This window comes from Nocardioides sp. NPDC051685 (assembly GCF_044453405.1).
In the GTDB taxonomy this organism is placed as follows: domain Bacteria; phylum Actinomycetota; class Actinomycetes; order Propionibacteriales; family Nocardioidaceae; genus Nocardioides.
In genome coordinates this window covers 1-24,645 of sequence record NZ_JBITCR010000006.1, presented here as the reverse complement: position 1 = coordinate 24,645, position 24,645 = coordinate 1, and the positions used below count along the sequence as shown (strand labels likewise).

Below are 24,645 nucleotides of genomic sequence, written 5' to 3'. Positions count from 1 at the left end.
GGTCAGGAGGAGGTGGAGGGTGCTGAAGTAGGCAGCGTTCGCATACCCCGCGCGGCGCGCAGGGCCTTGATCACGTTGACGGCTTCGTGCTTGCCGCCCCGCATCGGGCTGAGGAGGACCACAGCCGCGGTGATGAGCCAGGGCTTGAGACGTACGAGGACGTTCTCGCCGTAGCGGAGGTGGACGACGAAGAGGTTGCGGTACATGTAGAAGCCCTTCCAGCCGGCCAGGTCGTGCTGCTGGCTGAAGTCGAGCTGTCGCACGAGCACCGCGTCGCGTACGGCCCAGATGGTGCGGCCGGCGCGGCGGGCGCGGATCGCGAGATCCACGTCGTCGTAGAAGATGAAGTAGGAGGGGTCGGGGAGCCCGATCTCCTCCAGGACGGTGCGGCGGATCATGAAGCCCTCGAAGGCGACGTTCTCCACCGGAACACGCTCCGGCATGGCGTCGCGGGTCGGGTAGGTGTCCATGACCGCGGCGGTCTTGGGCTTGATCGCGAGCGGGTTGCGCAGATCGAACTTCAGGGCGGCCAGCTCGATCAGCTTGCCGTTACGGTCCTCACGCACCGAGAAGAGGCAGTCCTCGTCCTGGGCGAGCAGCACCTCGAGGCAGTCGTGGGCCGGGACGACGTCGTCGTCGATCAGGTAGAGCCGGTCCCAGCCCTGCTCGACCGCCGCCTTGGTGCCGAGGTGGAAGCCGCCGGCGCCGCCGAGGTTCTCCGGGCTGTCGATGACCTGCAGGTTGGGCGTGACCGCCTCGGCGAGGACCTGCGCGGTGTGGTCCGTGGAGGCGTTGTTGACGACGATCACGGCATCGGCGGGCTGGTCGAGCTTGGTGAGCCCGTCGAGCAGCCCGCGCAGCATGTCGGCGCGGTTGTAGGTGACGACGACGATCGCGACCGTCTCACGGGTGGTGCTCAACGAAGGAACCTCTCGTGTCCACTGAAGTCCCCCCGGACAGCCGCCCACCACGCCTGCACCGACAGCCGGATCCGGCTCGGCTGCGGCTTGGTGAGCAGGTAGAACCATAGAGTCTTCGCCACGAAAGCCAAAGCGAAGGGCCACCCTCGGTAGTCGCGCAGGTTGAGCAGGTTGTTGCGCGCCATGCAGTAGTGCTTCAGGTCGCTGGGCGTGTGGTTGTACGTCGCCCTCCCCCATGCCATCGGGGTGCCGAGATCGCCCACGGCCGGGTGGCGCACCTGAGCACCGACGACGGTCGCGATCCGGGCCCCCGCCTGCTCGGCCCGGAGCCGGTATTCGTGGTCGTCGCCCCAGATGAAGTACTCCGCCCGGGGGTAGCCGATCCGCTCCACCAGGTCGCGGGTGACCAGGACCCCGTTGAACGGGATCACGATGTCCTTGATCAGGCCGTCGGTGGCGGCCGCCTCGACATCGGCGAGCTGGTGCACGACCTTGGAGCGGCCCGGGAGCCGGATCGGGAAGACCAGACGGCCGGGGTCGTTCTCGTCGACGACGAGCGGCCCCCAGAAGTCGAGGTCGGTCTGCTTGAGCAGCAGCGCCAGACAGTCGGCGTCGGGCAGGCCGTCGTCGTCCATCAGCCAGACCAGGTCGGCGCCGCGCTCCATCGCCAGCTCCAGACCGTCGTGGAAGCCGCCGGCGCCACCGCTGTTGCGCTCCAGGGTGCGGGCCACCACCGGGACCTGGCGCTGACCCGGCTCCTCGGCACCGTCGAGCTCGGCGAGCCACCGGGACGTACCGTCGGTCGAGGCGTTGTCGATGACGATCACCTCGTCGAGGCCGTCGACCACGTCGAGCCGCTCCAGCAGTCGCTGCAGCAGCTCGAGACGGTTGAAGGTCACCACGACGGCGGCGACACGATTGCTCCCTGGCACGGATCCAGACTAGCCGCGACCGCCGGGTATCCCGGGAATCAGCGAGTCGCCGTGACACCTCGTTAACGCGCTGTTCAACACGCTGTTCGGCACGGTGCTCAGCATGCCGAGGCGAGGTCGTCGGTCGCGTTGGCCTGATAACCCTTGTTGCGAGAGCCCAGGGAGCCGCCGGTGACGGGGCCGCTCTTGTCGGAGTCGCCGGAGGTCTTGGGCTTGTTCCCCGCGGCGGGCGCCTTGGTCTCGCCGTCGTCGCCGGTGCCGGGCGAGGCGAAGACTTCTTCCTTCTTCGGGGTCGCCTTCTTCACCGCCTTGCGCACCTCGGCGTGGATGTCGGACATGTCCGGGTCGGCGGTGTTGACCAGCGGCGGCACCAGCGAGAGCGTCGAGATCTTCTGCGACTTCGCCTTCAGCGCCAGCGCCGAGAACCGCTCGATCTCGCTCGGCGGGACCGTGGTGGTGATCGTGGAGCCGGTCGCCTTCGCGACGTCCTGGTAGTGGCGTACGACGTCGGCCGGGCTGGTCTGCTGCAGGATCGCGTTCAGGACGCACTTCTGACGGGCCATCCGGGAGTAGTCGTCGGAGTCCTGACGGGCCCGGGCGTACCAGAGGGTCTCCCAGCCGTCGAGCTTCTTCACCCCCGGCTGGATGTGCGTGTAGAACTTGTCGGAGGGGAGACCGACCGGGATCGGCTGGCGTACGTTCAACGTGACTCCCCCGATGGCGTCCACGATCTCCTGGAAGCCGTTGAGGTCGACGATGGCGTAGTAGCTGATCTGCAGGTCGGTGATGCCCTCGACGGCGTCGACCGTGGCGGCCATGCCGGGGTGGTCCTCGCCCTTGTAGAGCTCCTTGTGGTCCTCCGCCCAGGTGCTCACGCCGTTGAGGTAGCAGCCGTCGCAGTCGAAGCCGCGCGGGAACTCCTTGTCCATCGGGGAACCCTTGGCGAAGGTGAAGTTCTGCATGTTGCGCGGCAGCCCGATGAGGACGGTACGACCGGTGACCGCGTCGATCGAGGCGACCGTGAGCGAGTCGGGGCGCAGGCCCCAGCGGGTCTTCCCGCCGTCGGAGTCGGCACCGGCCAGCAGGACGTTGAAGCGGCCGTTGTGGGCCTCGGCGGCCTCCGCACCGGCGAATATCGCCTCGACCATGCCCTTGTGCACACCGACCAGGTGGGCACCGAAGAGCAGGGTCGCGGCGACCGAGAAGGCGAGCGCGCCGTTGATCGCGACCACGATCCGGCGCTGCTTGAGGTCGAGCTCGAGCGGGCGTCCCAGGCGCCAGGCGTCCACGAAGAGAGCGGCCCAGGCGATGGCACCTGCGATGAGCCCGATGCGGATCAGGCCCAGCAGCCACGGCCTGGTGCCGAGCTGGAAGATCAGGCCGTGCCACAGCAGGGAGATCCCGAAGACCAGGCCGACGGTGACCGCCAGGCCGATCACCGTCCAGATCGCGATCCGACCGACCCGGCGGTTGCCCGCGACCAGCTGCGCGGACCCCGGCAGGAGCAGCGTGATCAGCAGCAGCGCCATGGCGCGGCGGAACCGCACGCGGGAGGCGCGCTCGGCGGCCGTACGCTGAGGCCGGTAGTTCTGGTCAGCCATCTGTGGTCCCTCGAGTGAAGAGTTTGCACCGCCAGTATCACTAGTCACATGAGTAACACGGTGGTGCGACGCGCCGACTAACTCTAGCCGCGCAGCACGGTACCTTTGAGCGCATGCCAAACCCCCGCTCTCCTGGCAACCCGAACGATCCCCGGTCGCAGCAGTACGGCTGGGCGTACGGCAGTGGCCAGCCTGCTCAGTCCTCGGGACCGGAGCCGACCAACGTCATGCCGACCGTCCGGCGTCCGTCCGCTGGCCCGCCGCCTCCGGCGCCGCAGCGTGGCGGCTACGACCGGCCGCTGCCGCAGCCGGGGCAGATCGCGCCGACCCCCGGCCAGGGCGGCTGGAACGACCAGGGGTACAACCAGGGCTACAACCAGGGCTGGAGCCAGCCGAGGGAGTACGGCGGCGGCAACGGTGGCTACGGGGGCCCGGACGACGGCTACGGCGGCGGTCGCGGGGGCCGCCGACCGAGGCCGAAGAAGCGCCATCCGTTCCGCAACTTCGTCATCATCTTGATGATCCCGATCCTGATCGTGGTCGGCTCGGTGGCCTGGATCGGCATCTCGGCCTGGAACAAGGTCGACAAGGTGGCCTACGAGCCGACCGCGGGTGAGCGTCCCGCGGACCAGCCCGGCACGACCTACCTCATCGTCGCCAGCGACTCGCGTGAGGGCCTGACCGCCGAGGAGAAGAAGAAGCTCTCGACCGGCGACGCGGCCGGCAGCCGCACCGACACCATCAAGCTGCTGCACACCGGCAAGGGGAAGTCGATCGTCGTCACCCTGCCACGCGACTCCCTGGTGCCGATCCCCGGCCACGGGACGACCAAGATCAACGCGGCCTTCGCCTACGGGGGCCCGGAGCTGCTGGTGCAGACGATCGAGCAGAACACCGGCGTACGCATCGACGGCTACGTCGAGATCGGTATGGGTGGTCTCGCCCGGCTGGTCGACGGCGTCGGCGGTATCGAGATCTGCCCGAAGCAGGACATGAAGGACAAGCTGGCCGGGCTGGACATCGAGAAGGGCTGCCAGGAGGTCGACGGCGCGACCGCCCTGGCCTACGCCCGCTCGCGCCACGTGGAGAGCACCGGCGACTTCGCCCGTGGCGTCAATCAGACCGAGGTCATCTCCGGCATCGGCAAGAAGATGACCAACCCCGGAACCATCCTCAACCCGTTCAAGCTCGCTGAGATGGGCAAGGGCGCCGCGGGGATCAAGGTCGGCAAGGGGATGAGCGTCATCGGCGGCGCCAAGTTCGCCTGGGCGTTCAAGGCGCTCGCCGACGGCTCGGCGCTGACCTGCGGCGTTCCGGCGGCGGACATGGCGATCCACTGGCGCAAGGAGGACGCGTTGACGATGTTCGGCCACATCAAGGACGACACCGTCGACGACATCCCGGCCGACATCTGCACGCCGACCGGCCTGCCGAAGAGCGTCACCGGCTGAGTCTCGGACCAGCCTCGGCCGTCCCTACTGACTTTCGTCGGTAGGGACGGCTGCTTTTCGTCCACTGTGCCCGGGCGCGTACGTCCCTAGGTTCGACGGCATGATCACTCTGGACCACCTGACCAAGAGATACGGCGCGACCACCGCGGTCGACGATCTCACCCTGCGGATACAGCCCGGCCGGGTCACCGGCTTCCTCGGCCCCAACGGCGCCGGGAAGTCCACCACGATGCGGATGATCCTCGGCTTGGACCGGCCGACGTCGGGGACCGCCACGATCGGCGGCCGTCCGTACGCCTCGCTGCGGCGTCCGCTGCGCGAGGTTGGTGCGCTGCTGGACGCCAAGGCGGTGCACCCCGGTCGCCGGGTGCGTACGCATCTGGTGGCGATGGCGCGGGGCAACTCGATCCCGGTGGCCCGGGTCGACGAGGTGCTCGAGCGGGTCGGCCTGGCCGGGGTCGCCCGGCGGCGGGCAGGCAACCTGTCGCTGGGGATGAGCCAGCGGCTCGGGATCGCGGGCGTGCTGCTCGGGGACCCGCGGGTGATGCTGTTCGACGAGCCGGTCAACGGGCTCGACCCCGACGGGGTGCTGTGGATCCGCAAGCTGCTCAGGTCGCTCGCCGCGGAGGGGCGTACGGTCCTCGTCTCCAGCCACCTGATGAGCGAGATGCAGCAGACCGCCGACCACCTGGTCATCCTCGGCCGCGGGCGGCTGCTCGCGGACTCCTCGATGGCCTCGTTCGTCGCCGGACACGGATCGTTGGAAGAGGCCTACTTCCGGCTGACCGCCGGGAGCGTCGAGTACACCGGGACGGAGGTGGCCTGATGCTTGCCTCGATCTCGTCCGAATGGACCAAGCTCTGGTCGGTCCGATCGACCTGGTGGTGCCTGATCGGCGCGGCCGCGCTGATGGCGCTCTACTCGGTGCCGCTGGGCTTCGACGCCGCCGAGCCCAACCCGGAGCTGTCCCATGCCGACCAGCTGCTCCATGTCGAGGAGGTCGCCACCGCGGGGCTGCTGTTCACCCAGTTCGCGCTGATCGCGCTGGCCCTGCTGACCGTGACCTCGGAGTACGCCTCCGGCAGCATGCGTACGACCCTCCAGTGCGAGCCCCGGCGCGGCCGGGTGCTGGTCGCGAAGCTCGTCGTCGTGGAGGTCGTCGCGCTCGTCTCCGGGGCGCTGCTCGCCCTCCTGGGCGCCGGGCTCGGCTACCTCACGGCGGGCGACTACGGGGTCTTCGACGTCTCCTCGGTGGCCACGGTGGCTGGCAAGGTCAGCGTCTACCTGGGCGTGGTCGTCGCGCTGGCCATCGGGCTCGCGGTCGGTCTGCGCAGCACTGCGGGGGCGCTGGTCGTGGCCTTCCTGGCGCTCTTCCTGCTGCCGATGGTGCTGATGATGAGCGGGATGGACCTGATGACCGACGTGTCCTACTACCTGCCGGGCACAGCCGGCACGGAGTATCTCGGCATCGGGATCGCGACCCTCTTCGGGCTCTCCGACGGGCTCCCCTACGACGGCAACGGCGGTCTCGGGCTCCTCGCCGCCTGGTCGGCGGTCACGCTGCTGGCGGGCTACCTGGTGTTCCGCAGGCGCGACGCCTGAGAGTTCTGCCCGAACCCGTCTAGCGGTCCTCGCTCACGAGCCCGGCCTCGTGGGCGAGGACCGCTGCCTGCACCCGGTTGCGTACGCCGAGGCGACCGAACGCGCTGCTCAGATAGGCCTTCACGGTCCCCTCCACGAGATGGAGACGGCGGCCGATCTCGGCGTTGGAGAGCCCGGCACCGACCAGCGCCATCACGTCGCGCTCGCGGTCGGTGAGGCCCGCGACCTTGGCCCGTGCCTCGGCGGTCCGCGACATCCGGTCGCCGGCCCCGACGCCGAGCTCGGCGATGACCCGCTGGGCGACCCGCGGGGAGAGGAACGCGGCACCGTCGGCGACCGCGTGCACGCCCGCGAGCAGCTCGCGCGGGTCGCCCGACTTGAGCAGGAAACCGCTCGCGCCGTCGCCGAGCGCCCGGGCGATGTAGGCGTCCTCGGAGAACGTGGTCAGCATGACCCGCGCCGTCTCGGGAGTGGTCCGGGCGATCTCGGCCCCGGCCGCCAGGCCGTCCATCCGCGGCATCCTGACGTCGAGCAGCGCGACATCGGGCCGGTGCCGCTGGGCGGCCTCGACCGCCTCGCGTCCGTCGGCGGCCTCGGCGACCACCTCGATCCGCTCGTCGGTCTCCAGGATCGCGCGTACGCCGGCCCGCACCATCGCCTCGTCGTCGGCCAGCAGCACCCGGATCACAGCACGACCTCTCGCCGATGGTGAGCAGGCAGGTCGGCGACCACCTCGAAGCCACCGCCGGTGACCGGGCCGTGGCGCAGCGTGCCGCCGGCGGCACGCGCCGCCTCCTCGAGCCCGGCCAGCCCCAGGCCGCTCGTCGCTCCGGCTCGCGGCGGGAGGGTGGCGCGGCCGTTGCTCACCGAGAGGCGTACGCCGGACGCGCCGGTGTCCACCGAGACCGTCACCGCCGACCCCGGAGCGTGTCGGGCCGCGTTGGTCAGTGCCTCCTGCACGATCCGGTGCGCGGCGGCGTCCCGCACCGGCGTGGCTCCGGAGCCCTCCTCGAGCGAGCCCTCCAGGCGTACGTCCATCCCCGACTCACGCGCGCGCTCGACCAGGCCACCGATCCCGGCCGCGGCGGGGGCCAACGGCGCCTCCTCGGCCGCGGGGCGGAGGACACCGACGATCTCGCCGAGCCGCTCGGTGGCCCCGGCGGCGGCTGTGCGGATCGCACCGGCCGCCAGCTGATGCCGCTCCGAGAGCCCGGGAGCCACCTCGAGCGCCCCGGCGCGCAGCGCGATCAGGCTGAGCTCGTGGCCCAGCGAGTCGTGCATCTCCTGGGCGATCCGGGCCCGCTCGGTGAGCTGGGCCTGCTCGATCTCGGTCGAGTGGCTGAGGGCGACCTGGCGCAGATAGCGGCCACTGAGCCAGGGCAGCGCCATGAAGATGATCATGTTGCCGGCCATCGCCACCTGCACCCCGCCGTCGTTGACGACGGCGTCCAGCACCGTCAACGTCACCACGGCGACCGCCGCCACGACCGCGGGCGGCCACACCTGCTCGGCCCATCTGCCGACCAGGAAGCTCACCACGACGGCGAACGCGACGTAGCTGATCAGGATCCAGCCGTCGTTGACCACCACCGTGCCGCCGACCAGCGCGGACACGAGCGCCACCGCGACCGCCGGATGCCGCGGGCGGACCCACATCGCGAGCGCCACCCCCAGCACACCCACCAACGCCGACCAGCCCGACCACTGCGGGTGACCGGCACCGCTCATGTAGAGGTGCTCGGCCCCGACCGCCACGACCAGAAGGCCCGCCAGGATCGACTCGAGGGCCCGGGGCCGGCGCAGCAGACTCACGCCCACCACGGTAGTTGCCGCCCAGTCGAGGATGTACTGACTTTCGACAGTACCCAAAGGTCACCGCTGGACCCACCCTTCCGCAGACGAACGCAGTCGATACAGACTGTGACCCATGGCTTACGAGACGCTGACCTTCGATGTCGACGCAGACGGCATCGCGCTGCTGACCCTCAACCGCCCGGACGCGCTCAACTCGTTCACGGTGACGATGGCCCGCGAGCTGGAGGAGGTCTTCACCACCGACGCGATGGCCGACGAGGTGCGCGCGGTGGTCGTGACCGGCGCCGGACGGGCCTTCTGCGCGGGGATGGACCTCTCGGCCGAGGGCAACGTGTTCGGCCTCGACGAGTCCCTGCACCCGACGCCCGAGAGGCTCGCCGAGCACCTGGCCGACCCGGCCAAGCACCCCGAGTACGCCGAGGGCGTACGCGACACCGGCGGCAAGGTCACCCTCGCCATCCACGCGCTCCCCAAGCCGGTGATCGCCGCGGTCAACGGTCCGGCGGTCGGGATCGGCGCCACGATGCTGTGCGCGATGGACGCGCGCCTGGCTTCCTCCAAGGCGAAGATCGGCTTCGTCTTCGGCAAGCTCGGCATCGTCCCGGAGGCCTGCTCCTCCTATTTCCTGCCGCGGGTGGTGGGCGTCCCGCGGGCGCTGGAGTGGCTCTACACCGCCGAGATCCTCGACCCCGACCAGGCTCTCGACGGCGGTCTGATCCGCAGCATCCACCTGCCCGACGAGCTGCTGCCCGCCGCCATCGACCTGGCCCGGAGGTTCACCAAGAACCGGTCGCCGGTCGGCACCGCGCTCGTCCGCCAGCTGATCACCCGCAACGCCTCCGCCCGGCACCCGGTCGAGGCGCACCTGTCCGACTCGCTGGCGATGTTCTACGCCTCGATCGGCGACGGCAAGGAGGGCGTCGCGGCGTTCCTGGAGAAGCGGGCCCCGGAGTTCACCTCGAAGGCGTCCGAGGTTCCGGACGTCTTTTTACGCTCTGACCTGCAGCGATAGCCGATCCCCCCTGTACCTCAGGGGGGATCCTGGGCTACCGTCGAAAGTGGGCCCGCCCGCTGGTCCCTCACCCGGGTGTGGCCGCGGCCGGCACGCAGTGCCCAACCCGAGATGGGCGCGTGTCGGCCGCCTCTCGGCGCTAGGCCCCGACCCGGCGTGCGTACTCCTCGACGATCGCGTCGACCGGCTGGTCGACGTCGATGGCGATCCCGGCCTCGTCCGGCTCGAGCGGCTCGAGCGTGCGGAACTGGCTGTCCAGGAGCGAGGCCGGCATGAAGTGGCCGGGCCGGCTCGCCTGACGCCTCGCGATCACCTCGCGGGTGCCCTCCAGGTGGAGGAAGGTCACCTCCGCGCAGTGCCGGCGGAGCTGGTCGCGATACTTCCGCTTCAGCGCCGAGCAGCTCATCACCCCGCCGCGGTCCGCGTGCCTGGCGAGCCACTCCCCGACGGCCTCCAGCCACGGGTAGCGGTCATCGTCGTCGAGCGCGATCCCGGCGGTCATCTTGTCGATGTTGGCCTGCGGGTGCAGGTCGTCGGCATCCTCGAACGGAACCCGCAGCCTGCCCGCGATCGCGGCCCCGATGGTCGACTTCCCCGAGCCCGAGACACCCATCACGACCAGCACCGGTCCAGCGATCGATCCAGCCATCACGCCATCGTACGGGCGTAGAGGGCCTCGAGATCGGCGAAGTGCCGCTCCGCTCCGGCCTCCTGGTAGGAGGAGGTGTCCGCCATCGTGTAGCCGTGCGGGGCGTCGGGATAGATGTGGTTGGTGGAGACGACCCCGGCCTCGTCGAGCGCCCTGCCGAGCTCGGCGACGTTCTCCGGCGTCATGGAACGGTCGTGGTCGGCATGGCCGAAGTAGTACTCCGCCCTCGTCCCGGCGATGCAGGTGTGCGGTGAGGCCTCGTCCGTGGTGGCCAGCCCGCCGCCGTGGAACCCGCCGACCGCGACGAACTCGTCGGGGAACCGCCCCGCGGTCCGCACCGCGATCCGCGCGCCCATGCAGTAGCCGTGAGTCGCAAGCGGGCCGGAGACGTACGACCGGAGGGTCTGGACGTACGCCGAGATGTCGACCGCCAGCCGAGCCACAGTGAGGCTGCGGACCCGGGCCATCGCGCCGTCCGCGAAGAACGCATCCCTCGCCACCGGATCGCGCAGGTCGGCGGTCGGCGCCAGCTCGGCCACGCTGCCGTCGCGGTAGAACGCGTTGGGCGCGAGCACGACGTAGCCCCAGGAGGCGACCCGCTCGACCATCTCGGCCAGCTGGGGCCGCAGACCGATGGCGTCCATGTAGACGAGAACACCGCCCTTCGGCTCGCCCTCGGGCCGGGCCAGATATGCCTCGGCGATGCCGTCCGATGTCTCGATCTCGATCTGCTCAACCACGGCGATCACGCTACTGCCATGCTCGTAGGCATGACCCAGCACCCAGAAGCGCTGCATCTCGAGTCCTCCCGGGCGGTCCCGGTCGCCTACGAGACCGCTCTTGCCCGCGTCCTCCCGGCCCCGCTCCCGAAGCTCTTCGATCGCCGGTACGCCGCCATCGGCCCGATCGCCGAGGTCCGCGACCAGGCCGGCGCCTGGGACGCCGCCGGGCAGACCCGCACGATCGTCCTCGCCGACGGCGCGAGCATGCGCGAGACCCTGACGGCAGTCGACGCCCCGACCTCGTTCTCCTACGAGATCACCCCGCTCTCCGGCCCGCTCAAGCTCCTTGTCGGTCACGCCGCCGGACGCTGGTCCTTCGCTCCCGCCGGCACGGGCACCAGGATCACCTGGTCGTGGGATGTCACCCCCACCTCTGCTGCCGCCTCGTTCGCCATGCCTGTGTTCGGGTGGATGTGGAAGGGGTACGCGCGGCAGAGCCTGGAGTCGCTCGAGGACCTGTTGGTCGACGCCTGAGGTCTGCGGTTCTCTGTTCTTGCACGCCGGCGGGTCGGTGTGTTTTGTGGTTGGTGTTTGCCGCCGACCCGTTACGGGAGGGTGTTCTCAGCGGCGTCCGGAGTCAAGGACGGCCTGCGGCCGCCGGCTTCGCCGGCCGCTTCGCGGTCCTTGACACCGGCCGTCGCTGAGAATTTTTGGCTGGCTATCGGGTCGGCGGCAGGGGTCTGGCGCGGTGATGTGGGTTGGGTAGGGGCTTGTGGTCCGTTGGGTGAACGAATTTTCGTTCAGGTGTGGACGGCTCCGGCTTGGTGGAGTTGGCGGGTGAATGAATTTTCGTTCACGCGCGGCCGGGGCTGCTCGGAGTGGCGGGTGAATGAATTTTCGTTCACCCCACGGAACAGCCCTCGCCCGTGAAGTCACTGTTCCGCGGCCACATCGGGGCCGCCGCCCCGATAGCCAGCCAAGTTTTTCTCGACGTGGTCCGGTGTCAAGGATCGCCGAAGGCGACCGGCGAAGCCGGCGGCCGCAGGCCGTCCTTTACTCCGGATCAGGTCGAGAAGACCCTCGAGATCGGGTCGGCGGCCCACAGTCGCGCAAAACGCAGTCGCGACAAACGATGAACCTACTCAACCCCATGCCGCTTGATGAACGACAGGATCTGCTCGGAGAGCTCAGGACGACACACGATCACATCAGGCAGGTAGACGTCGTCCTGGTTGTAGCGCAGCGGCGAGCCGTCGATGCGGGAGGTGAACAGCCCGGCAGCGGCAGCGACCGCCACGGGAGCGGCCGAGTCCCACTCGTACTGCCCACCCGCGTGGACGTACGCGTCGGAGATGTCACGCACGACCGACATCATCTTCACGCCGGCCGATCCCATCGGCACCAGCTCGGCGCCGAGCTCCTCGGCCAGCGCCTCGACGAACGCCGGCGGGCGGCTGCGGGAGACCGCGATCCGGGGGCGGGGCGAGGTCGAGGGCGGCACGACGGGGGCCGCACCGGTGTGGAAGGTGCTCTGCAGGGACGCGTCCGCGAGCGCCGGCTGCGCGACCGCACCGGCGATCAGTTCGCCGCCGTTGGAGGAGGCCCACAGGGCCACGTGCACGGCCCAGTCGTCGCGCGGGGGCTCGGAGAACTCGCGGGTGCCGTCGAGCGGGTCGATGATCCAGACCCGGTCCTGGGTGAGCCGCTCCTTGGAGTCCTTGCCCTCCTCGGACAGGACTCCGTCCTCCGGCCGGTGCTCGGCGACGAGCTCCATCAGCAGCTCGTGGGCGGCCAGGTCACCGGCGTCCTTGAGCTCCTTGCCCTCGAGGCCGGAGGTGGCGCGCACCTCGAGCAGCCGTCGGCCGGCGGTCTCGGCCAGCCAGGCGGCGAGCAGGTGGTCGGAGGCGAGGATCTCGGGCGTGGGCACTCCTGCTTCGAAAGTCACCCGCGGCACTCTATCGAGAGACCCGCCGGCTCCGAGAAAGGCCCAGCCCGACTCCGAGCCCGATCGCGGCGACCAGCGCCACCCCGGTGAGCACCGCACGCAGGATCAGCCCGGTCTTGGCACGCTCGTGCTCGTCGGTGACTGCGTCGGCCATCGTCTCGGTCGACGCCAGGATGACCTCGCGAAGGCTCTGGATGTACTCCACGGCGCCGTCGGACCAGGTGCGGACGATCGGCTCGCCCTTCGACGACGCCCGCAGCTCCTTGTCGACCGCGTCGATGCTGCCCTTGGCGGCGACGTCGCGGACCGTACGCTGCACCATCGTCGCGCCGGAGCCCTTGTCGAAGGTGCCGTCCGAGACCCGGTCGAGGTCGGCCTGCAGCTCGGGTGAGGCACCCGAGTAGAACGCCGATGACGCCTTCACCCAGGCGGCCTCGGCATCGGTGAGCTCCTTGACCGACTTGGTGTCGATCTCGCCCTCGGACAGCGCCACCACCATGAGCTCGCGCTCGATGCTGAACGCGTCCGCGGCCGCCCTCAGGTTGCTGAGGTTGCGGAGCTGGTCGCCGGTCTGGTCGTCCTCCAGCTCCGGCACCTGGGCCGCGAGCATCAGCAGGTTGTCGGCCAGGCCGGTGTAGACCTCGCGGGCGGCGTCCTGGGCGGCCCGGTCACCCTCCTGCATCTCGACCCGGTAGAGCTCGAAGTCCTTGAGCACCTCGGTGATGTCGTGGTGGAGCGTGCGCAGCCCGGGGTCACCGTCGACGTCGATCTCGGCCGCGGCCGTCTGCCACTCCTCGACCGCGACGTCGGTGGTGTGCAGGTAGGTGGAGCGTACGTTGACCGGCGCCTGCGCGACCGGCTCCAGGGCGTCGCGTTCGAAGATCACGTCGACGGCGAGCTCGACGGTTTCCGGCAGCGCCTCGCTGAGCGCGGCGGCGCGGGCCGTCTCGCCGGACCTCCCGAAGGCGGCGAACGTCATCCAGCCACCGACCGCGACCCCGAGCAGGGCCACCGCGAGCAGGACGCTCAGCGTGCGGTTGGCGCCGGAGGGCTTCGCCGCCCGCGCCCCACCCGTCGGGATCGGGCCGCTCGCGCCGATCCTCGAGAACCCGCCGGTCGACCCGGTGGCACCGGCCGCGGGGAACGAGCCGCTCCCGGCGTACGCATTGAAGGCACCCGAAGTGCTGATCGGACCGGACGCGTGCGTCGTGCGCGGCGTGGGCACCTGCGCGTCGAAGACCGGCAGCGGACCCGAGCCGGTGAGCACCGCGACGACGTCCTGCGCGCTCGGCCGCTGCCTGGGCTCCTTGGCCATCATCATCGCGACCAGGTCATCGATGATCCCCGGCACCTGGACCACGCCGCTGACCCGCGGGATCGGTGCGGTGGCGTGCTGGTAGACCATCGTCGCCGGAGCACCGCCGGAGTAGGGCGTGCGACCGGTGAGCATCTCGTAGAAGACACAGCCCAGCGAGTAGATGTCGCTCGGCGGCCCGACCTCGCCACCCGAGCCACGCTCGGGCGAAAGGTAGCCGAGGCTCCCGACGACGTCGTGGGTGGAGGTCAGCCGCTGGTCGCCCAGCCGGGCGAGCTGAGCGATCCCGAAGTCGACGATCCGGATCCGGCGGTCGGCGTCGTAGACGAGGTTCGACGGCTTGATGTCGCGGTGGACGATGCCCTGGCCGTGCACCGCAGCGAGCGTACGCGCGGCCTGCACGATGACCTCGCCGGCCTCCCGGGCGATCAGCGGGCCGCGCGAGCGGAGGCGTTCGCCGAGGTCGGGGCCGGCCAGCAGCTCCATGACGAGGAAGGCCATCGGCCCGTTGCCGGTGCGTTCGATCCCGGCGTCGTGGACCTGCACGGTTCCGGGGTGGCTGGCGGCCGCGGTGGAGAGCGACTCGCGCCGGAACCGCTCGATCATCGTCGGGTCGGCCGATGTCCTCACGACCTTGACCGCGACCCAGCGCTGCAAGGTGAGGTCCATCGCCTGCCATACCTCGCCCATACCGCCTCGCCCGATCAGGCGGTGCAGCTCATAACGGCCGGCAATCATGGGGTGGGGGGAGGTTTGCATGGGGGACGTTCCCGTCGAGGATCCAGTTGTTCATTCGTGTTGGGTTGCTCACACACAACGGCCTGGGAGTGTAGGGGTTACTCCCTAGTAGGCACCAGATCCACGCACAACAGCCTTTACCGTACGAACGACGATCCCGAAGTCTCGCAGAAGTGTCCAGTTGTCGACGTAGTCCAGGTCCAGCCGGACCGTGTCCTCCCAGGAGAGGTCCGAACGCCCCGAGACCTGCCACAGCCCGGTCAGACCGGGAGCAACTGCGAGTCGGCGATGAGAATCCCGATCGTACATCGCCACCTCGCTCGGCAGCCCAGGCCGGGGCCCGACCAGCGACATCTGGCCCAGCACGATGTTGAACAGCTGCGGCAGCTCGTCGAGGGAGTACTTCCGCAGCACACGTCCCACCCGGGTCACCCGCGGGTCCGCACGGAGCTTGAAGAGGACGTGGCCGGGCCGGTGGTCGAGCGTACGCAGCAGCGACTCGGCGTCGACGACCATGGTGCGGAACTTCCAGATCCGGAACTGCTTGCCGTTGCGGCCCACCCGCACCTGCCGGAAGAAGACCGGGCCCGAGGAGTCGAGCTTGATCACGATCGCCACGACGACGAAGACCGGGACGAGCACCGCTACGGCGGCCGCCGCGGCCAGCCACTCCCACACGTACTTGGCCACCCGGGTCAGCCGCGCCCGAAGGGCCTCGTCGACGTAGAGGAGGGTCATCGAGCCGAGCCGCATCGAGGACGTACGCTGCGGGGTCACGTCCTGCATCCGGGTGCTGACCAGGAGCGGCAGGCCGAAGGACTCGCTCGTCCAGGCCAGCCGCTGGATCTCGCGGCCGGCCAGGTCGGGCCCGGGAACGACCAGCACGGCGTCAGGCTCGGCCGAGGCGATCGCTCCCGAGAGCCCGTCGGCGCGGCAGACCGCCGCCGCCTCCATCAGGCCGCCGCTGAGCCGGTGGGTCCATTCCGGGATCACCCCGTGGTCATGCGCCGCCTCCACGACGACGACTCGCAGCGGCGTGCGCGGCCGCGAGCTGAAGATGTAGCCCACCACCCGGAACGCGAGCGCGGTCACCAGGCCGAGGATCGTCTGCACGACCAGCTGCCCTTGCGGCAGATCGATCACCGCACCCAGGAGCCAGGTCGCCATGCTCATCGCCATGAACGCCTTGAAGACCCCCGAGACCGTCGCTCGCAGGCGCTCGGCGCCGGGCAGGATCTTCGGCGCGGTGATCCTGGTTGCCAGACCCCAGAGCAGTCCCCACACAAGCGCGTGGACGACCTCCTGTCCCACGATCAGCGGAGCGAGGATCATCAGCGCGAGTCCGTCGACCATCGAGGCCTGCAACCGAAGAGAGGGTGCCTTGGCGGACACCCTCCGGCGGTTGATGTCGAGCGGGACTACTGTCTCCACCGACGCCAGCTCTATCGTCATTCATCTCCCCCATGGCTGCTGGGCGCCCGGACGCTAGTTCATGCCAGAACAATGCGGGAAGAAAGCGGTCGTTGGGGACCGATCGGGGTCCGGTTAGACCAAATGAGGGAACCGGAGCCCGGTGGTCCAGACCAGTCGGCTCACTCCAGCGACTGCGGGGAGCGCCAGCCGAGACGGTGGGCCAGACCCACCGCCGCGATCTGGGAGGTGACCTGGAGCTTGGCGAGGATGGACTTCACCTGGGTGCGCACGGTCGCCTCGGAGACCACGCCGATGACGGCGATCTCGTGGACGGTGCGGCCGAGCATCAGGTGGCCGAGCACCTGCGACTCGCGCTTGGTGAGCAGCTCGATGCGGCGGCTCAGCTCGGCGACCTCGTGCTGGCGCTCGAACCAGATCCGGATCAGCCGCTCGCGGTCGTTCACCGCGAGCACGCAGGCGCCCTGGTAGAGCCGCCGGACGGTGCCGAGGATCTCGCCGAGCGGGCGCGACTTGGACAGCACCGTGCGGGCGCCGTTGCGCAGCGCCTGGCCCCAGCGCGCCTCCTCGATCGCACCGGTCACCACGACGACGTCGACGCCGGCCTTGGCGAGCGGCTCGATGAGCCGTACGCCGTCCCCGTAGCGCCCCAGGTCGAGGTCGAGGAGCACGACCTTCGGCTTGTTGCGGAGCACGACGGAGACCATGGTGGCGGTGGAGACGGGCTCGCTGGGCATCGGGATCCGACGTACGTCGTATCCCTCCATCGAGACGGCGAGCTCGAGCGACTCGGCGAAGAGGACGTGGTCCTCGACGATGACGACTCGATACTGGCTACGCGGCGACAACGTCATTGGAGGCGCCTTCCTGCTCAGCCCCGGTCTCGGAGCGTTCGATGACTGCACTGGGAAGAGTGACCACGAAGGTCGTACGTTCCGCGGCGGCGAGACGGAGCGAGCCGCCCATCCGCTCAGCGACGGTGCGGGCCTCGTTGAGACCGATCCCCTGGCCGGCCGAGTCCGGCCCGCGGACGCCCCACTCGAAGATTCGGTCACGGACCTCGGGGGCGATCCCTGCGCCGTCGTCCGAGACCTCGATGACGACCAGGTGACCGGACTCGCCCGGCTCGTGCCGGACCGTGACGTCGACAGCGCCGGCGCCGTGCTTGGCCGCGTTGTCGAGAAGAATGTTGACGATCTCCGAGGCCGCGTCCGAGCTGCCGGCGGCGAGCGCGTTGCTGGGCTCGTGGATGACCGTCGTGCCGCCCGCTTCATAGGCCAGGGCGAGGTTGTGGATCACCGCGTCGACGTCGATCACTCCGGTGTCGATCGGCATCGTGTCGGCGCCGTTGCGGTGGGCCCGGACGAGGCGCTCCAGGCGTCTGAGCTCGCTGCCCATCATGGTCAACATCGCGACGCGACGCTCCGGGTCGAGCGTGTCGGAGTTGCACAGCAGCTCGCTGGCCGAGCGAACACCGGCGAGGGTCGAGGTCACTTCGTGCATCCGGGCCCGATGGAGACGCTGCGTCTCCCGCGCGCTGAGCAGGTCGAGGTAGATCTCGTCGGCCGCCTTCGCCTCTGCCGCGCACACGCGCCGGTAGATGCGCACGCCACCGAGCAGGAGAGCGGCGGCGGCCGCGAGCGAGGTGGCGATGACGATGACCGTGAGGAGGACCCAGAGGATTGCTCCGTGGGTATGGAAGGAGACCCAAGGGCCCTGAAGGACCGCGATCAGAAAGCTCTGGACGCCGATGAACACGGCGGTGGTGGTTGCATAGGCGGTGGTTAACCAACCCGAGTTGACCCGCGTGAAAATGGACGTAGACATACTGCTCCCCAGGACGGGTCGGCCAGTGAGGTATGAGTCCCGAGACGGGCCGTGTCCAGACCCTGCTCCCCCAGCCCGAGCTTGTCGGGCCGTCCCAATTTGAATGTTGTGACCAAACGTTCACTAATGGCAACGTAATGAGCACCGTATCGCCTCGTGACCCCATTCCAGGCCAATACCGAGAATTGAGGAGTCAAAGAATTTCGAGGTCGTCCACAACCTACATTGCGGGAAGCGTTGTCCCAGGTCATCCCCAAACTTGGGGCAGTGTAGAACAGGTTCCCGACCCCCGCCTGTGACCAGCCAGAATGTCGATACCCTCCGGGAGATCTGGCGGGGCCCCGGACGACCGAACGGCGCGGCAGACATGACAGGCTCGACCGCACGACTCAGGGTCGCTGTCTCAGCGGACGAGACGATGACCCTCGATGCGGTGACGGTAGCGCTCGACGAGCGTGGCATCACCGTGACGGCGACCGCTGCCACCGACGCGGACCCGGCCGACCTGCTCCTCGGTGACCCGGCGACCTGGCTGGTGGTCACCGACCTCGACGACTGGCCACATCTCGACCGGGTGTGTGCGCTCGTGCGCGGCGTACGCCTGCCCGGGGTGGCCCTCACCACGGCTGCGCGCGGCGGGCTGTGGGGTGCGCTGATCGAGGCCGGCGCGGTCGAGGTGCTGCCCGCCGACACCGACTCCGACACCATCGAGGCCTCGCTTCGCGACGCCGCCGAGGGACGCCCGGGGCACTCCCCGTCGGAGGTCGAGGGCCTGATCGCGCAGTGGCATCTGATGCGGGACGAGCGCGAGCGGATGCGCCACCTCGTCGCCTCGCTGACCGTGCGCGAGCACGAAGTGCTCGAGCTCCTCTACGACGGGGCGAGCGTCGCCGAGATCGCGGCTCGCTTCGGGGTCGCCCAGACGACTGTGCGGACGCAGGTGAAGGCGATCCTGCGGAAGTTCGGGGTCGGCTCCCAGCTGGCCGCGGTCGCGGCGTACGACCGGTATCTGCGGCCGCACCAGTCCTACATCAGTCCTAGGAGTTGAACTTCTGCTGGGTCTTCTCCAGGCCCTCGGTGATCAGCGTCTCGATCGCGTCGGCGGCCGTGTCGACCACGAACGGCAGCACCTTGCGCTCGGTGCTGGAGAAGTTGGAGAGCACGAAGTCGTGCACCTCCTGGCGCCCGGGCGGGCGGCCGATGCCGACGCGCACCCGGTGGAAGTCGCCGGTGCCCAAGGAGGACCGCATCGACTTGAGGCCGTTGTGGCCGTTGTCGCCCCCGCCCAGCTTGACCCGCATCGTGTCGAAGGCGATGTCGAGCTCGTCGTGGATGGCGATGACGTGGTCGGGCTGGACCTTGTAGAAGGTCGCGAGCGCCTTGACCGGCCCGCCGGACTCGTTCATGTAGGTCCGCGAACGGGCGAGCACGACGCGTGGTCCGGGCACCCCCGGGGTCGTACCCCGGAGGCGCCCTTCCACGACGTCAGCACGGCCGGACTTGTGGGCACGCCACTTGCCGTCCAGCCGGTTGGCCAGCTCGTCGGTGACGAGATAGCCGATGTTGTGACGGTGACCGGCATAGGTCGGCCCGGGGTTTCCCAGGCCGACGACCAGCCAGACGCCGTCGGTCACCGAGTCCGAAGTCACTCGGCGCCGGCGGCCTCAGCCTCGGCGGACTCCCCGGTCTCGCCCTCGGCGGCCTCGTCAGCGGCGGGCTCCTCGATGGTGCGGGCCTCGGTGATGTTGACGACCAGGGTCTCCGGGTCGGTCACCAGCGTGGTGCCCTTGGGCAGCTCGACCTGGCCGGCGAGGATCTGGGTGCCGGCCTCGAGACCCTCGATGCTGACCTCGATGCTCTCGGGCACGTGGGTGGCCTCGGCCTCGACGGTCAGGGTGTTGGCGTCGGTGACGACCATGGTGCCGGAGATGGCGTCGCCGGTGACGTGGACGGTGATGTCGACGGTGACCTTCTCGCCGGCGCGGACGGCGACGAAGTCGACGTGCTCGATGACGCGGCGGACGTCGTCGACCTGGACCTGCTTGGTCATCGCGAGCTGCGTCTTGCCGTCGATGTCGAGCTCCAGCAGCGCGTTGGCACCGTGGTTCTTGAGCGCCATCATGGTGGCGTGGCCCGGCAGGGTCAGGTGGATCGGGTCGGCGCCGTGGCCGTAGACGACCGCCGGAATCTTGTTCTCACGGCGGATGCGGCGAGCGGCACCCTTGCCGAACTCGGTGCGCTTCTCGGCGACGATCTTCTCGCTGGACATGCGTTGAACTCCTCGATGAGTGGTGCTGACGTCAATGGCGCCCGGCAGGTCCAACGAAGGCCGTGCGACGAAGGCACGGCGTCTCTGCGAAGAGACGTCCACCTTGTCGATCACGGAGCGCGAGGCGCTCCCTCGCCGAGGCAACTGCCACAGACTATCCCCGGATCACGCTCACAGCGAAATGCGCGCGCGTGCTGACCTGCGACGACGTACGTTGGAGGTCGTGTCCCTCACACTCGACGAGGCCCGCGCCCGGGCCGGCGTGCTCAGCGCCGTCTCCTACTCCCTCGATCTCGACCTCACCGGTCTCGAGACCTTCCGGAGCCACACCCGGGTCCGGTTCCGTTCCTCGGCGCCCGAGACGTTCCTGGAGCTGAAGGGCGCGCTCTCGGTGTCGCTGATCGTCAACGGGGAGGTGGTCGAGGCCGCGTACGACGGGGGGCGGGTGAGCCTCGCCGGGCTGCTTTCCGACGAGAAGGTCAACGAGGTGGAGGTGACCGCGACACTGCCCTACACGACCGACGGCGACGGGATGCACACCTTCACCGACCCCGCCGACGGGTCGCGCTATGCGGCGGCCTATCTGGGCATGGACAACGCCTCGAAGGTCTTCGCCTGCTTCGACCAGAACGACCTGAAGGCTTCGTTCGCGGTCGCGGTCACCGCTTCTCCCGAGGACACCGTTCTCGGCAACGGCGCGGTCGTGTCCCACGACGCGGGTCGCTGGGTCTTCGCGGCCACTCCCCCGATCCCGCCGGCGCTGCTGGTCGTCGCCGCCGGGCCGTGGCACTCGGTGCGGTGGACCCATGCTGGGCTCGACTTCGGCTGGCATGCCCGGCGCTCGCTGGCAGCCGAGCTGGATCGGGACGCGGCCGAGCTGCGGCGTACGACCGAGGCGTGCTTCGACCACTACGCCGACCTCATCGACGAGCCCTACCCCTTCGACTCCTACGACCAGGTCTTCGTGCCCGGTCTCAACTGGGGCGCCCAGGAGATGCCGGGGTGCGTGACCTACCGCGACGAGCTGCTGCCGCGCGGGGCGATCACCGACACCCAGCGCGCGATCCGCGCGGTGATCATCGCCCACGAGATGTCGCACATGTGGTTCGGCGACTCGATGACGATGACCTGGTGGGAGGACACCTGGCTGCAGGAGTCGTTCGCCGACTACATGGGCTACCGGGTCGCCGAGGCCGGCGCCGGCTTCTCGGACCTGCGGGTCGAGGTGGAGATCGGGAGCAAGCCGTGGGGCTACCGCTCCGATGCCCGCCGCTCGACCCATCCGGTCGCCCCGCTGGCCGTCGACGTACCCGACGTGGACACCGCCGCCACCATCTTCGACGGCATCTCCTACGCAAAGGGCGGCGCCTGCTTGGTGCAGCTCGCCTTCTGGCTCGGTGACGAGGAGTTCATGGCCGGGGTCAACCGTCACCTGACCCGCTTCCGTTTCGCCAACGCGACCCTCGCCGACTTCGTCGGGTCGCTCGCGGCGAGCTCGTCGAAGGACGTACGCGGCTGGGTGGACGCCTGGCTGCGGCAGCCCGGCTTCGACACGGTGTCCGTGCGGCGCGACGGGGACGTACCGGTCCTGGAGCGCGAGGGCAGCCGGCCGCACGCGTTCACGGTCGCCGCCTACGACTCCTCGCTCCGGCTCGTGGGGCGCAAGCGGGTCGAGCTGGGCGCCGAGCCCGTGCCGCTGCCGGAGTTCGCCGGTCTCGTCATCGTGCCCAACGCCGGCGGCGAGACCTTCGCCGCGCTGCGGCTCGACGCCGGGTCGTGGGAGGCGCTCTCCGGTGGGCTGTCCCGGCTCGAGGACCCGCTCGTACGCGCCGTGCTCTGGTCCGCAGCCGCCCGCCGGGTGCGATCGCGGGACCTCTCGGCCCAAGACTTCCTCGACCTGGTCGAGACCCACCTGCCCGAGGAGACCCGGGCGGACATCATCGAGGGCGTGCTCTCGGAGACCCGGTCCGTGGTGATCCCGCAGCGGATTCCGGCCTCGCGCGCGGCCGGAGCGGTCGCGCGGGTCGCCGCTGCGGCCGCCGCGGGCCTGGCGGCCTCCGGCGACGACGAGCAGCGGGCTCTCGCCTGGGCGTCGGTCCTGGCCGCGACCAGCGCCGATGCCCAGATGCTGCGCGACTGGCTGGACACCGACCGGGTCGCGATCGGTGTCCCGCTGCTGCCGACCACACGCTGGGAGGCGGTCGTACGTCTCGCCTCGCTCGGTGAGGCCGACGCGCGCTTCATCGCCGCCGAGCGCGACCGGGACGGCACCGTCGAAGGCGACCTCGGCGCGCTCCGGGCCCTCGCCGCCCGCCCTTCGACCATCGCCAAGGACGCCGCCTGGGAGGCGATGCTCGCCACCGGCGTCGACAACCGTCGTTTCGGGGCACTGGCATCGGGGATGTGGATCGCCGAGCAGGCCCATCTGCTGCGTCCCTACGTCGCTGCCTACCTCACCGAGGCGCCGGCCCTGGCCACACGCGGTCAGGCCTTCGCCCTCGAGGTCGGGCGCGCCTTCCCGCGGATCGCTCTCGATTCCGAGCAGCTCGACGGGCTGCGTGCGGCCCTGGCCAATGGCGTACCGACGATCCTGCGGCGCTCCTGGGAGGACCACTTCGACGACCGCGAGTAGCGACCACTAGCCTCTATCCGCCCTCGACCCCCACCTCTGAGGACGGCCATGAAGAAGTCGCGCATCTGGCTCGGCATCGGGATCGCGTTCGTCGTGCTCGTCGGTGCCGTCACCGGCACCGGGTGGTATCTCGCCCACCGGCTCGACGAGCAGGTCCGGAGCGTCGATGTCTTCGCCGGGCTCGAGGAGCGTCCCGAGGCGGCCGGCGACGCTGCGGGTGCGCTGAACATCCTGCTCCTCGGCACCGACGGGCGCACCGGCGGCGAGGCGACCACCGGCAGCGAGGCCACCGCGTCCTGGACGCCCGGTGAGCAGCGGGCGGACACGATGATGCTGCTCCATCTCAGCGCGGACCGCCGCTCGGCCTCGGTCGTCTCGATCCCACGGGACTCGTGGGTGCGGATCCCCGGCCACGGCAAGGCCAAGGTCAACGCCGCGTTCTCCCAGGGTGGGCCGCGGCTCAGCGTGCAGACGGTCGAGAAGCTCACCGGCGTACGCATCGACCACGTCGCCTGGGTCGACTGGGCCGGCTTCGAGGAGATCGGCGACCTCCTCGGCGGCGTCGAGGTCTACATCCCCGAGACCGTCCACGACTCCGCGCGCCACCGCACCTGGACCAAGGGCACCCACCTGCTCAGCGGCGAGGAGGCCCTCCTCTACGTTCGCCAGCGCTACGGCCTCCCCGGCGGCGACCTGGACCGGGTGAAGCGCCAGCAGTACGTCCTGCGCTCGATCCTCCGCGGCCTGCGCCAGAGCGTCGACCCGAAGAACCCCAAGAAGGCCTACGACCTCCTCGACATCATCACCCGCCACCTGACCGTCGACTCCGGCTTCTCCGGCGGCGACCTCCGCGGGCTGGCTCTCGACCTGGCTCGGATGCCCTCCGAGGACCTCACGTTCTTCACGGCTCCCGTCGCCGGACTGGGCCGGGAGGGGAAGCAGAGTGTCGTCCACCTCGACGTCCGCAAGGGGCGCCAGCTGTGGACTGCGATGCGCGAGGACGAGATGAACGCGTGGTTGGCGGAGAACCCCGAGGTTGTGACTGGTCGGACGGTCAGCTGAGGTTCTTCGGGGCTGATGACCGCCGACCCGTTACGGAGGGTGTTCTCGGTCTGGCCCGGAATCCTTGGGTCGCGCAGGTGCTTGGGATCTCGGGCCTGCCGAGACGTCACTCGCGTCGGCCGAGTGGGCACTTGATTGCCAGCTCGGCCGACGCGGGTGACGTCTCGGCCGACGTACCTGACGTCTCGGCCGACGCGGGTGACGTCTCGGCCGACGTGCCTGACGCCTCGGCCGACGTGCCTGACGTCTCGGCCGACGCGGGTGACGTTTCGGCCGACGTACGTCGCCTGATCGACTGACCGGAGCAGCGGTCCGAGAAGGAGTCGCGCGAGCGGGCGGTCCACCAGCAATCAGCGCACCGAGCTCTGGTGCCATCTGATGGTGTCGGATCAGCCCAGGGTCGCCCAACACCTCAGCCAGGCCAGCAACGTCAGCAGCCCAGCGGACCGCTCTGAATCAGCCCGTGCGGGCAGCCCTGGTGAACCGGATCCGTCCGTCCGAGAGCCGCTCATAGGTGTAGTCGGGATCGTGGATGCGGCGATGATCTCTGGGACACAACAAGACCATGTTGGCCACGTTCGTTTGGCCGCCTTGGGACCAGGGTTTGAGGTGGTGGGCTTCGGTCCAGGTGGCTGTCGCGATTTGAAAATCGCCGAGTCGGGTCCGTGATGGTTGGCGTGTGCTGCGAAATACTTCGGTATGGCTCGCACTTATCGTCCGGT

At 69.7% G+C, this 24,645-nt stretch carries 23 protein-coding genes and 1 pseudogene; 9 read left to right on the top strand and 15 right to left on the bottom strand.

Annotation, left to right across the window (positions count from 1 at the left end):
- Positions 1 to 2: 2 nt before the first annotated feature.
- The 3 genes from ACIA03_RS18155 to ACIA03_RS18145 all read right to left on the bottom strand — a co-directional run bounded on the left by ACIA03_RS18155 (position 3) and on the right by ACIA03_RS18145 (position 3,453).
- Positions 3 to 920: a glycosyltransferase gene (locus ACIA03_RS18155; RefSeq protein WP_396984983.1), complete on the bottom strand. Its 918-nt coding sequence runs from the start codon at positions 918 to 920 to the stop codon at positions 3 to 5.
- Positions 917 to 1,852 carry a glycosyltransferase family 2 protein gene (locus ACIA03_RS18150; RefSeq protein WP_396984981.1) on the bottom strand — a complete coding sequence of 312 codons (936 nt, stop codon included), beginning with the start codon at positions 1,850 to 1,852 and terminating at the stop codon, positions 917 to 919. Before ACIA03_RS18150 ends, ACIA03_RS18155 begins: the two co-directional genes overlap by 4 nt.
- A 98-nt stretch (positions 1,853 to 1,950) precedes the next feature.
- Positions 1,951 to 3,453 carry an LCP family protein gene (locus ACIA03_RS18145; RefSeq protein ID WP_396984979.1) on the bottom strand — a complete coding sequence of 501 codons (1,503 nt, stop codon included), beginning with the start codon at positions 3,451 to 3,453 and terminating at the stop codon, positions 1,951 to 1,953.
- A gap of 113 nt (positions 3,454 to 3,566) precedes the next feature.
- On the opposite strand from ACIA03_RS18145, the gene ACIA03_RS18140 reads away from it, so the two are divergent.
- The 3 genes and pseudogenes from ACIA03_RS18140 (at position 3,567) to ACIA03_RS18130 (ending at position 6,506) form a co-directional block, all read left to right on the top strand.
- The gene (locus ACIA03_RS18140) at positions 3,567 to 4,904 is read left to right on the top strand and encodes an LCP family protein (protein WP_396984977.1); all 1,338 of its coding nucleotides are present in this window, start codon (positions 3,567 to 3,569) and stop codon (positions 4,902 to 4,904) included.
- 100 nt (positions 4,905 to 5,004) lie between these two features.
- Positions 5,005 to 5,661, top strand: a pseudogene (locus tag ACIA03_RS18135) (ABC transporter ATP-binding protein); the annotation flags it as partial.
- Positions 5,662 to 5,729: 68 nt separating this feature from the next.
- The gene (locus ACIA03_RS18130) at positions 5,730 to 6,506 is read left to right on the top strand and encodes an ABC transporter permease subunit (protein ID WP_396984975.1); all 777 of its coding nucleotides are present in this window, start codon (positions 5,730 to 5,732) and stop codon (positions 6,504 to 6,506) included.
- 19 nt (positions 6,507 to 6,525) lie between these two features.
- On the opposite strand, the gene ACIA03_RS18125 is transcribed toward ACIA03_RS18130, so the two are convergent.
- The gene (locus tag ACIA03_RS18125) at positions 6,526 to 7,194 is read right to left on the bottom strand and encodes a response regulator (protein WP_396984973.1); all 669 of its coding nucleotides are present in this window, start codon (positions 7,192 to 7,194) and stop codon (positions 6,526 to 6,528) included.
- Positions 7,191 to 8,318, bottom strand: coding sequence for a sensor histidine kinase (locus tag ACIA03_RS18120; RefSeq protein ID WP_396984971.1), 1,128 nt, complete (start codon positions 8,316 to 8,318; stop codon positions 7,191 to 7,193). Before ACIA03_RS18120 ends, ACIA03_RS18125 begins: the two co-directional genes overlap by 4 nt.
- 115 nt (positions 8,319 to 8,433) lie before the next feature.
- Here ACIA03_RS18120 and ACIA03_RS18115 point away from each other — a divergent pair, with 115 nt between their 5' ends.
- Positions 8,434 to 9,333, top strand: coding sequence for a crotonase/enoyl-CoA hydratase family protein (locus ACIA03_RS18115; RefSeq protein WP_396984969.1), 900 nt, complete (start codon positions 8,434 to 8,436; stop codon positions 9,331 to 9,333).
- A gap of 139 nt (positions 9,334 to 9,472) precedes the next feature.
- Here the strand turns inward: ACIA03_RS18115 and ACIA03_RS18110 are convergent, their stop codons facing one another.
- On the bottom strand, positions 9,473 to 9,982 hold the full coding sequence (locus tag ACIA03_RS18110; protein ID WP_396984967.1) for a gluconokinase: 510 nt from the start codon (positions 9,980 to 9,982) through the stop codon (positions 9,473 to 9,475).
- A complete protein-coding gene (locus tag ACIA03_RS18105; RefSeq protein ID WP_396984965.1) occupies positions 9,982 to 10,722 on the bottom strand; it encodes a dienelactone hydrolase family protein in 741 nt (246 codons plus the stop codon). The genes ACIA03_RS18110 and ACIA03_RS18105 overlap by 1 nt, the downstream gene beginning before the upstream one ends.
- A 30-nt stretch (positions 10,723 to 10,752) precedes the next feature.
- On the opposite strand from ACIA03_RS18105, the gene ACIA03_RS18100 reads away from it, so the two are divergent.
- Complete coding sequence (locus tag ACIA03_RS18100) at positions 10,753 to 11,238, top strand: SRPBCC family protein (RefSeq protein ID WP_396984963.1); 486 nt, start codon at positions 10,753 to 10,755, stop codon at positions 11,236 to 11,238.
- A 604-nt stretch (positions 11,239 to 11,842) separates the two neighbouring features.
- Here ACIA03_RS18100 and ACIA03_RS18095 read toward each other — a convergent pair.
- The 5 genes from ACIA03_RS18095 to ACIA03_RS18075 all read right to left on the bottom strand — a co-directional run bounded on the left by ACIA03_RS18095 (position 11,843) and on the right by ACIA03_RS18075 (position 17,960).
- On the bottom strand, positions 11,843 to 12,649 hold the full coding sequence (locus ACIA03_RS18095; RefSeq protein WP_396984961.1) for a 3'(2'),5'-bisphosphate nucleotidase CysQ: 807 nt from the start codon (positions 12,647 to 12,649) through the stop codon (positions 11,843 to 11,845).
- Positions 12,650 to 12,659: 10 nt separating this feature from the next.
- Positions 12,660 to 14,723, bottom strand: coding sequence for a serine/threonine-protein kinase (locus ACIA03_RS18090; protein WP_396984959.1), 2,064 nt, complete (start codon positions 14,721 to 14,723; stop codon positions 12,660 to 12,662).
- Positions 14,724 to 14,807: 84 nt separating this feature from the next.
- A complete protein-coding gene (locus ACIA03_RS18085; RefSeq protein ID WP_396984956.1) occupies positions 14,808 to 16,154 on the bottom strand; it encodes an exopolysaccharide biosynthesis polyprenyl glycosylphosphotransferase in 1,347 nt (448 codons plus the stop codon).
- 140 nt (positions 16,155 to 16,294) lie between these two features.
- Positions 16,295 to 16,987, bottom strand: coding sequence for a response regulator (locus ACIA03_RS18080; protein ID WP_396984954.1), 693 nt, complete (start codon positions 16,985 to 16,987; stop codon positions 16,295 to 16,297).
- Positions 16,968 to 17,960 (bottom strand): sensor histidine kinase, encoded by a 993-nt coding sequence (locus ACIA03_RS18075; protein ID WP_396984952.1) that lies wholly within the window; start codon positions 17,958 to 17,960, stop codon positions 16,968 to 16,970. Before ACIA03_RS18075 ends, ACIA03_RS18080 begins: the two co-directional genes overlap by 20 nt.
- A 418-nt stretch (positions 17,961 to 18,378) precedes the next feature.
- Between ACIA03_RS18075 and ACIA03_RS18070 the strand changes: the two genes are divergently transcribed.
- On the top strand, positions 18,379 to 19,008 hold the full coding sequence (locus ACIA03_RS18070) for a LuxR C-terminal-related transcriptional regulator (protein ID WP_396984950.1): 630 nt from the start codon (positions 18,379 to 18,381) through the stop codon (positions 19,006 to 19,008).
- On the opposite strand, the gene pth is transcribed toward ACIA03_RS18070, so the two are convergent.
- On the bottom strand, positions 18,998 to 19,609 hold the full coding sequence (gene pth / locus ACIA03_RS18065; protein WP_396984948.1) for an aminoacyl-tRNA hydrolase: 612 nt from the start codon (positions 19,607 to 19,609) through the stop codon (positions 18,998 to 19,000). The genes ACIA03_RS18070 and pth overlap by 11 nt on opposite strands.
- The gene (locus tag ACIA03_RS18060) at positions 19,606 to 20,229 is read right to left on the bottom strand and encodes a 50S ribosomal protein L25/general stress protein Ctc (protein ID WP_396984946.1); all 624 of its coding nucleotides are present in this window, start codon (positions 20,227 to 20,229) and stop codon (positions 19,606 to 19,608) included. Before ACIA03_RS18060 ends, pth begins: the two co-directional genes overlap by 4 nt.
- A gap of 223 nt (positions 20,230 to 20,452) precedes the next feature.
- Here ACIA03_RS18060 and pepN point away from each other — a divergent pair, with 223 nt between their 5' ends.
- The 3 genes from pepN (at position 20,453) to ACIA03_RS18045 (ending at position 24,222) form a co-directional block, all read left to right on the top strand.
- A complete protein-coding gene (gene pepN / locus ACIA03_RS18055) occupies positions 20,453 to 22,861 on the top strand; it encodes an aminopeptidase N (protein WP_396984944.1) in 2,409 nt (802 codons plus the stop codon).
- Between the two features lie 48 nt (positions 22,862 to 22,909).
- Positions 22,910 to 23,923: an LCP family protein gene (locus tag ACIA03_RS18050; protein WP_396984942.1), complete on the top strand. Its 1,014-nt coding sequence runs from the start codon at positions 22,910 to 22,912 to the stop codon at positions 23,921 to 23,923.
- Between the two features lie 131 nt (positions 23,924 to 24,054).
- Complete coding sequence (locus tag ACIA03_RS18045) at positions 24,055 to 24,222, top strand: hypothetical protein (protein ID WP_396984940.1); 168 nt, start codon at positions 24,055 to 24,057, stop codon at positions 24,220 to 24,222.
- Between the two features lie 157 nt (positions 24,223 to 24,379).
- On the opposite strand, the gene ACIA03_RS18040 is transcribed toward ACIA03_RS18045, so the two are convergent.
- The coding region (locus ACIA03_RS18040) for an HNH endonuclease signature motif containing protein (protein WP_396984938.1) at positions 24,380 to 24,645 on the bottom strand (266 nt) is incomplete at its 5' end.

Bases quoted from the DNA above. Each gene is read 5' to 3' on its own strand.
- ACIA03_RS18145 (WP_396984979.1), bottom strand. From the start codon at position 3,453: ATGGCTGACCAGAACTACCGGCCTCAGCGTACGGCCGCCGAGCGCGCC.
- ACIA03_RS18140 (WP_396984977.1), top strand. From the start codon at position 3,567: ATGCCAAACCCCCGCTCTCCTGGCAACCCGAACGATCCCCGGTCGCAG.
- ACIA03_RS18130 (WP_396984975.1), top strand. From the start codon at position 5,730: ATGCTTGCCTCGATCTCGTCCGAATGGACCAAGCTCTGGTCGGTCCGA.
- ACIA03_RS18115 (WP_396984969.1), top strand. From the start codon at position 8,434: ATGGCTTACGAGACGCTGACCTTCGATGTCGACGCAGACGGCATCGCG.
- ACIA03_RS18110 (WP_396984967.1), bottom strand. From the start codon at position 9,982: ATGGCTGGATCGATCGCTGGACCGGTGCTGGTCGTGATGGGTGTCTCG.
- ACIA03_RS18100 (WP_396984963.1), top strand. From the start codon at position 10,753: ATGACCCAGCACCCAGAAGCGCTGCATCTCGAGTCCTCCCGGGCGGTC.
- ACIA03_RS18090 (WP_396984959.1), bottom strand. From the start codon at position 14,723: ATGCAAACCTCCCCCCACCCCATGATTGCCGGCCGTTATGAGCTGCAC.
- ACIA03_RS18085 (WP_396984956.1), bottom strand. From the start codon at position 16,154: ATGACGATAGAGCTGGCGTCGGTGGAGACAGTAGTCCCGCTCGACATC.
- ACIA03_RS18080 (WP_396984954.1), bottom strand. From the start codon at position 16,987: ATGACGTTGTCGCCGCGTAGCCAGTATCGAGTCGTCATCGTCGAGGAC.
- ACIA03_RS18075 (WP_396984952.1), bottom strand. From the start codon at position 17,960: ATGTCTACGTCCATTTTCACGCGGGTCAACTCGGGTTGGTTAACCACC.
- ACIA03_RS18070 (WP_396984950.1), top strand. From the start codon at position 18,379: ATGACCCTCGATGCGGTGACGGTAGCGCTCGACGAGCGTGGCATCACC.
- ACIA03_RS18060 (WP_396984946.1), bottom strand. From the start codon at position 20,229: ATGTCCAGCGAGAAGATCGTCGCCGAGAAGCGCACCGAGTTCGGCAAG.
- ACIA03_RS18050 (WP_396984942.1), top strand. From the start codon at position 22,910: ATGAAGAAGTCGCGCATCTGGCTCGGCATCGGGATCGCGTTCGTCGTG.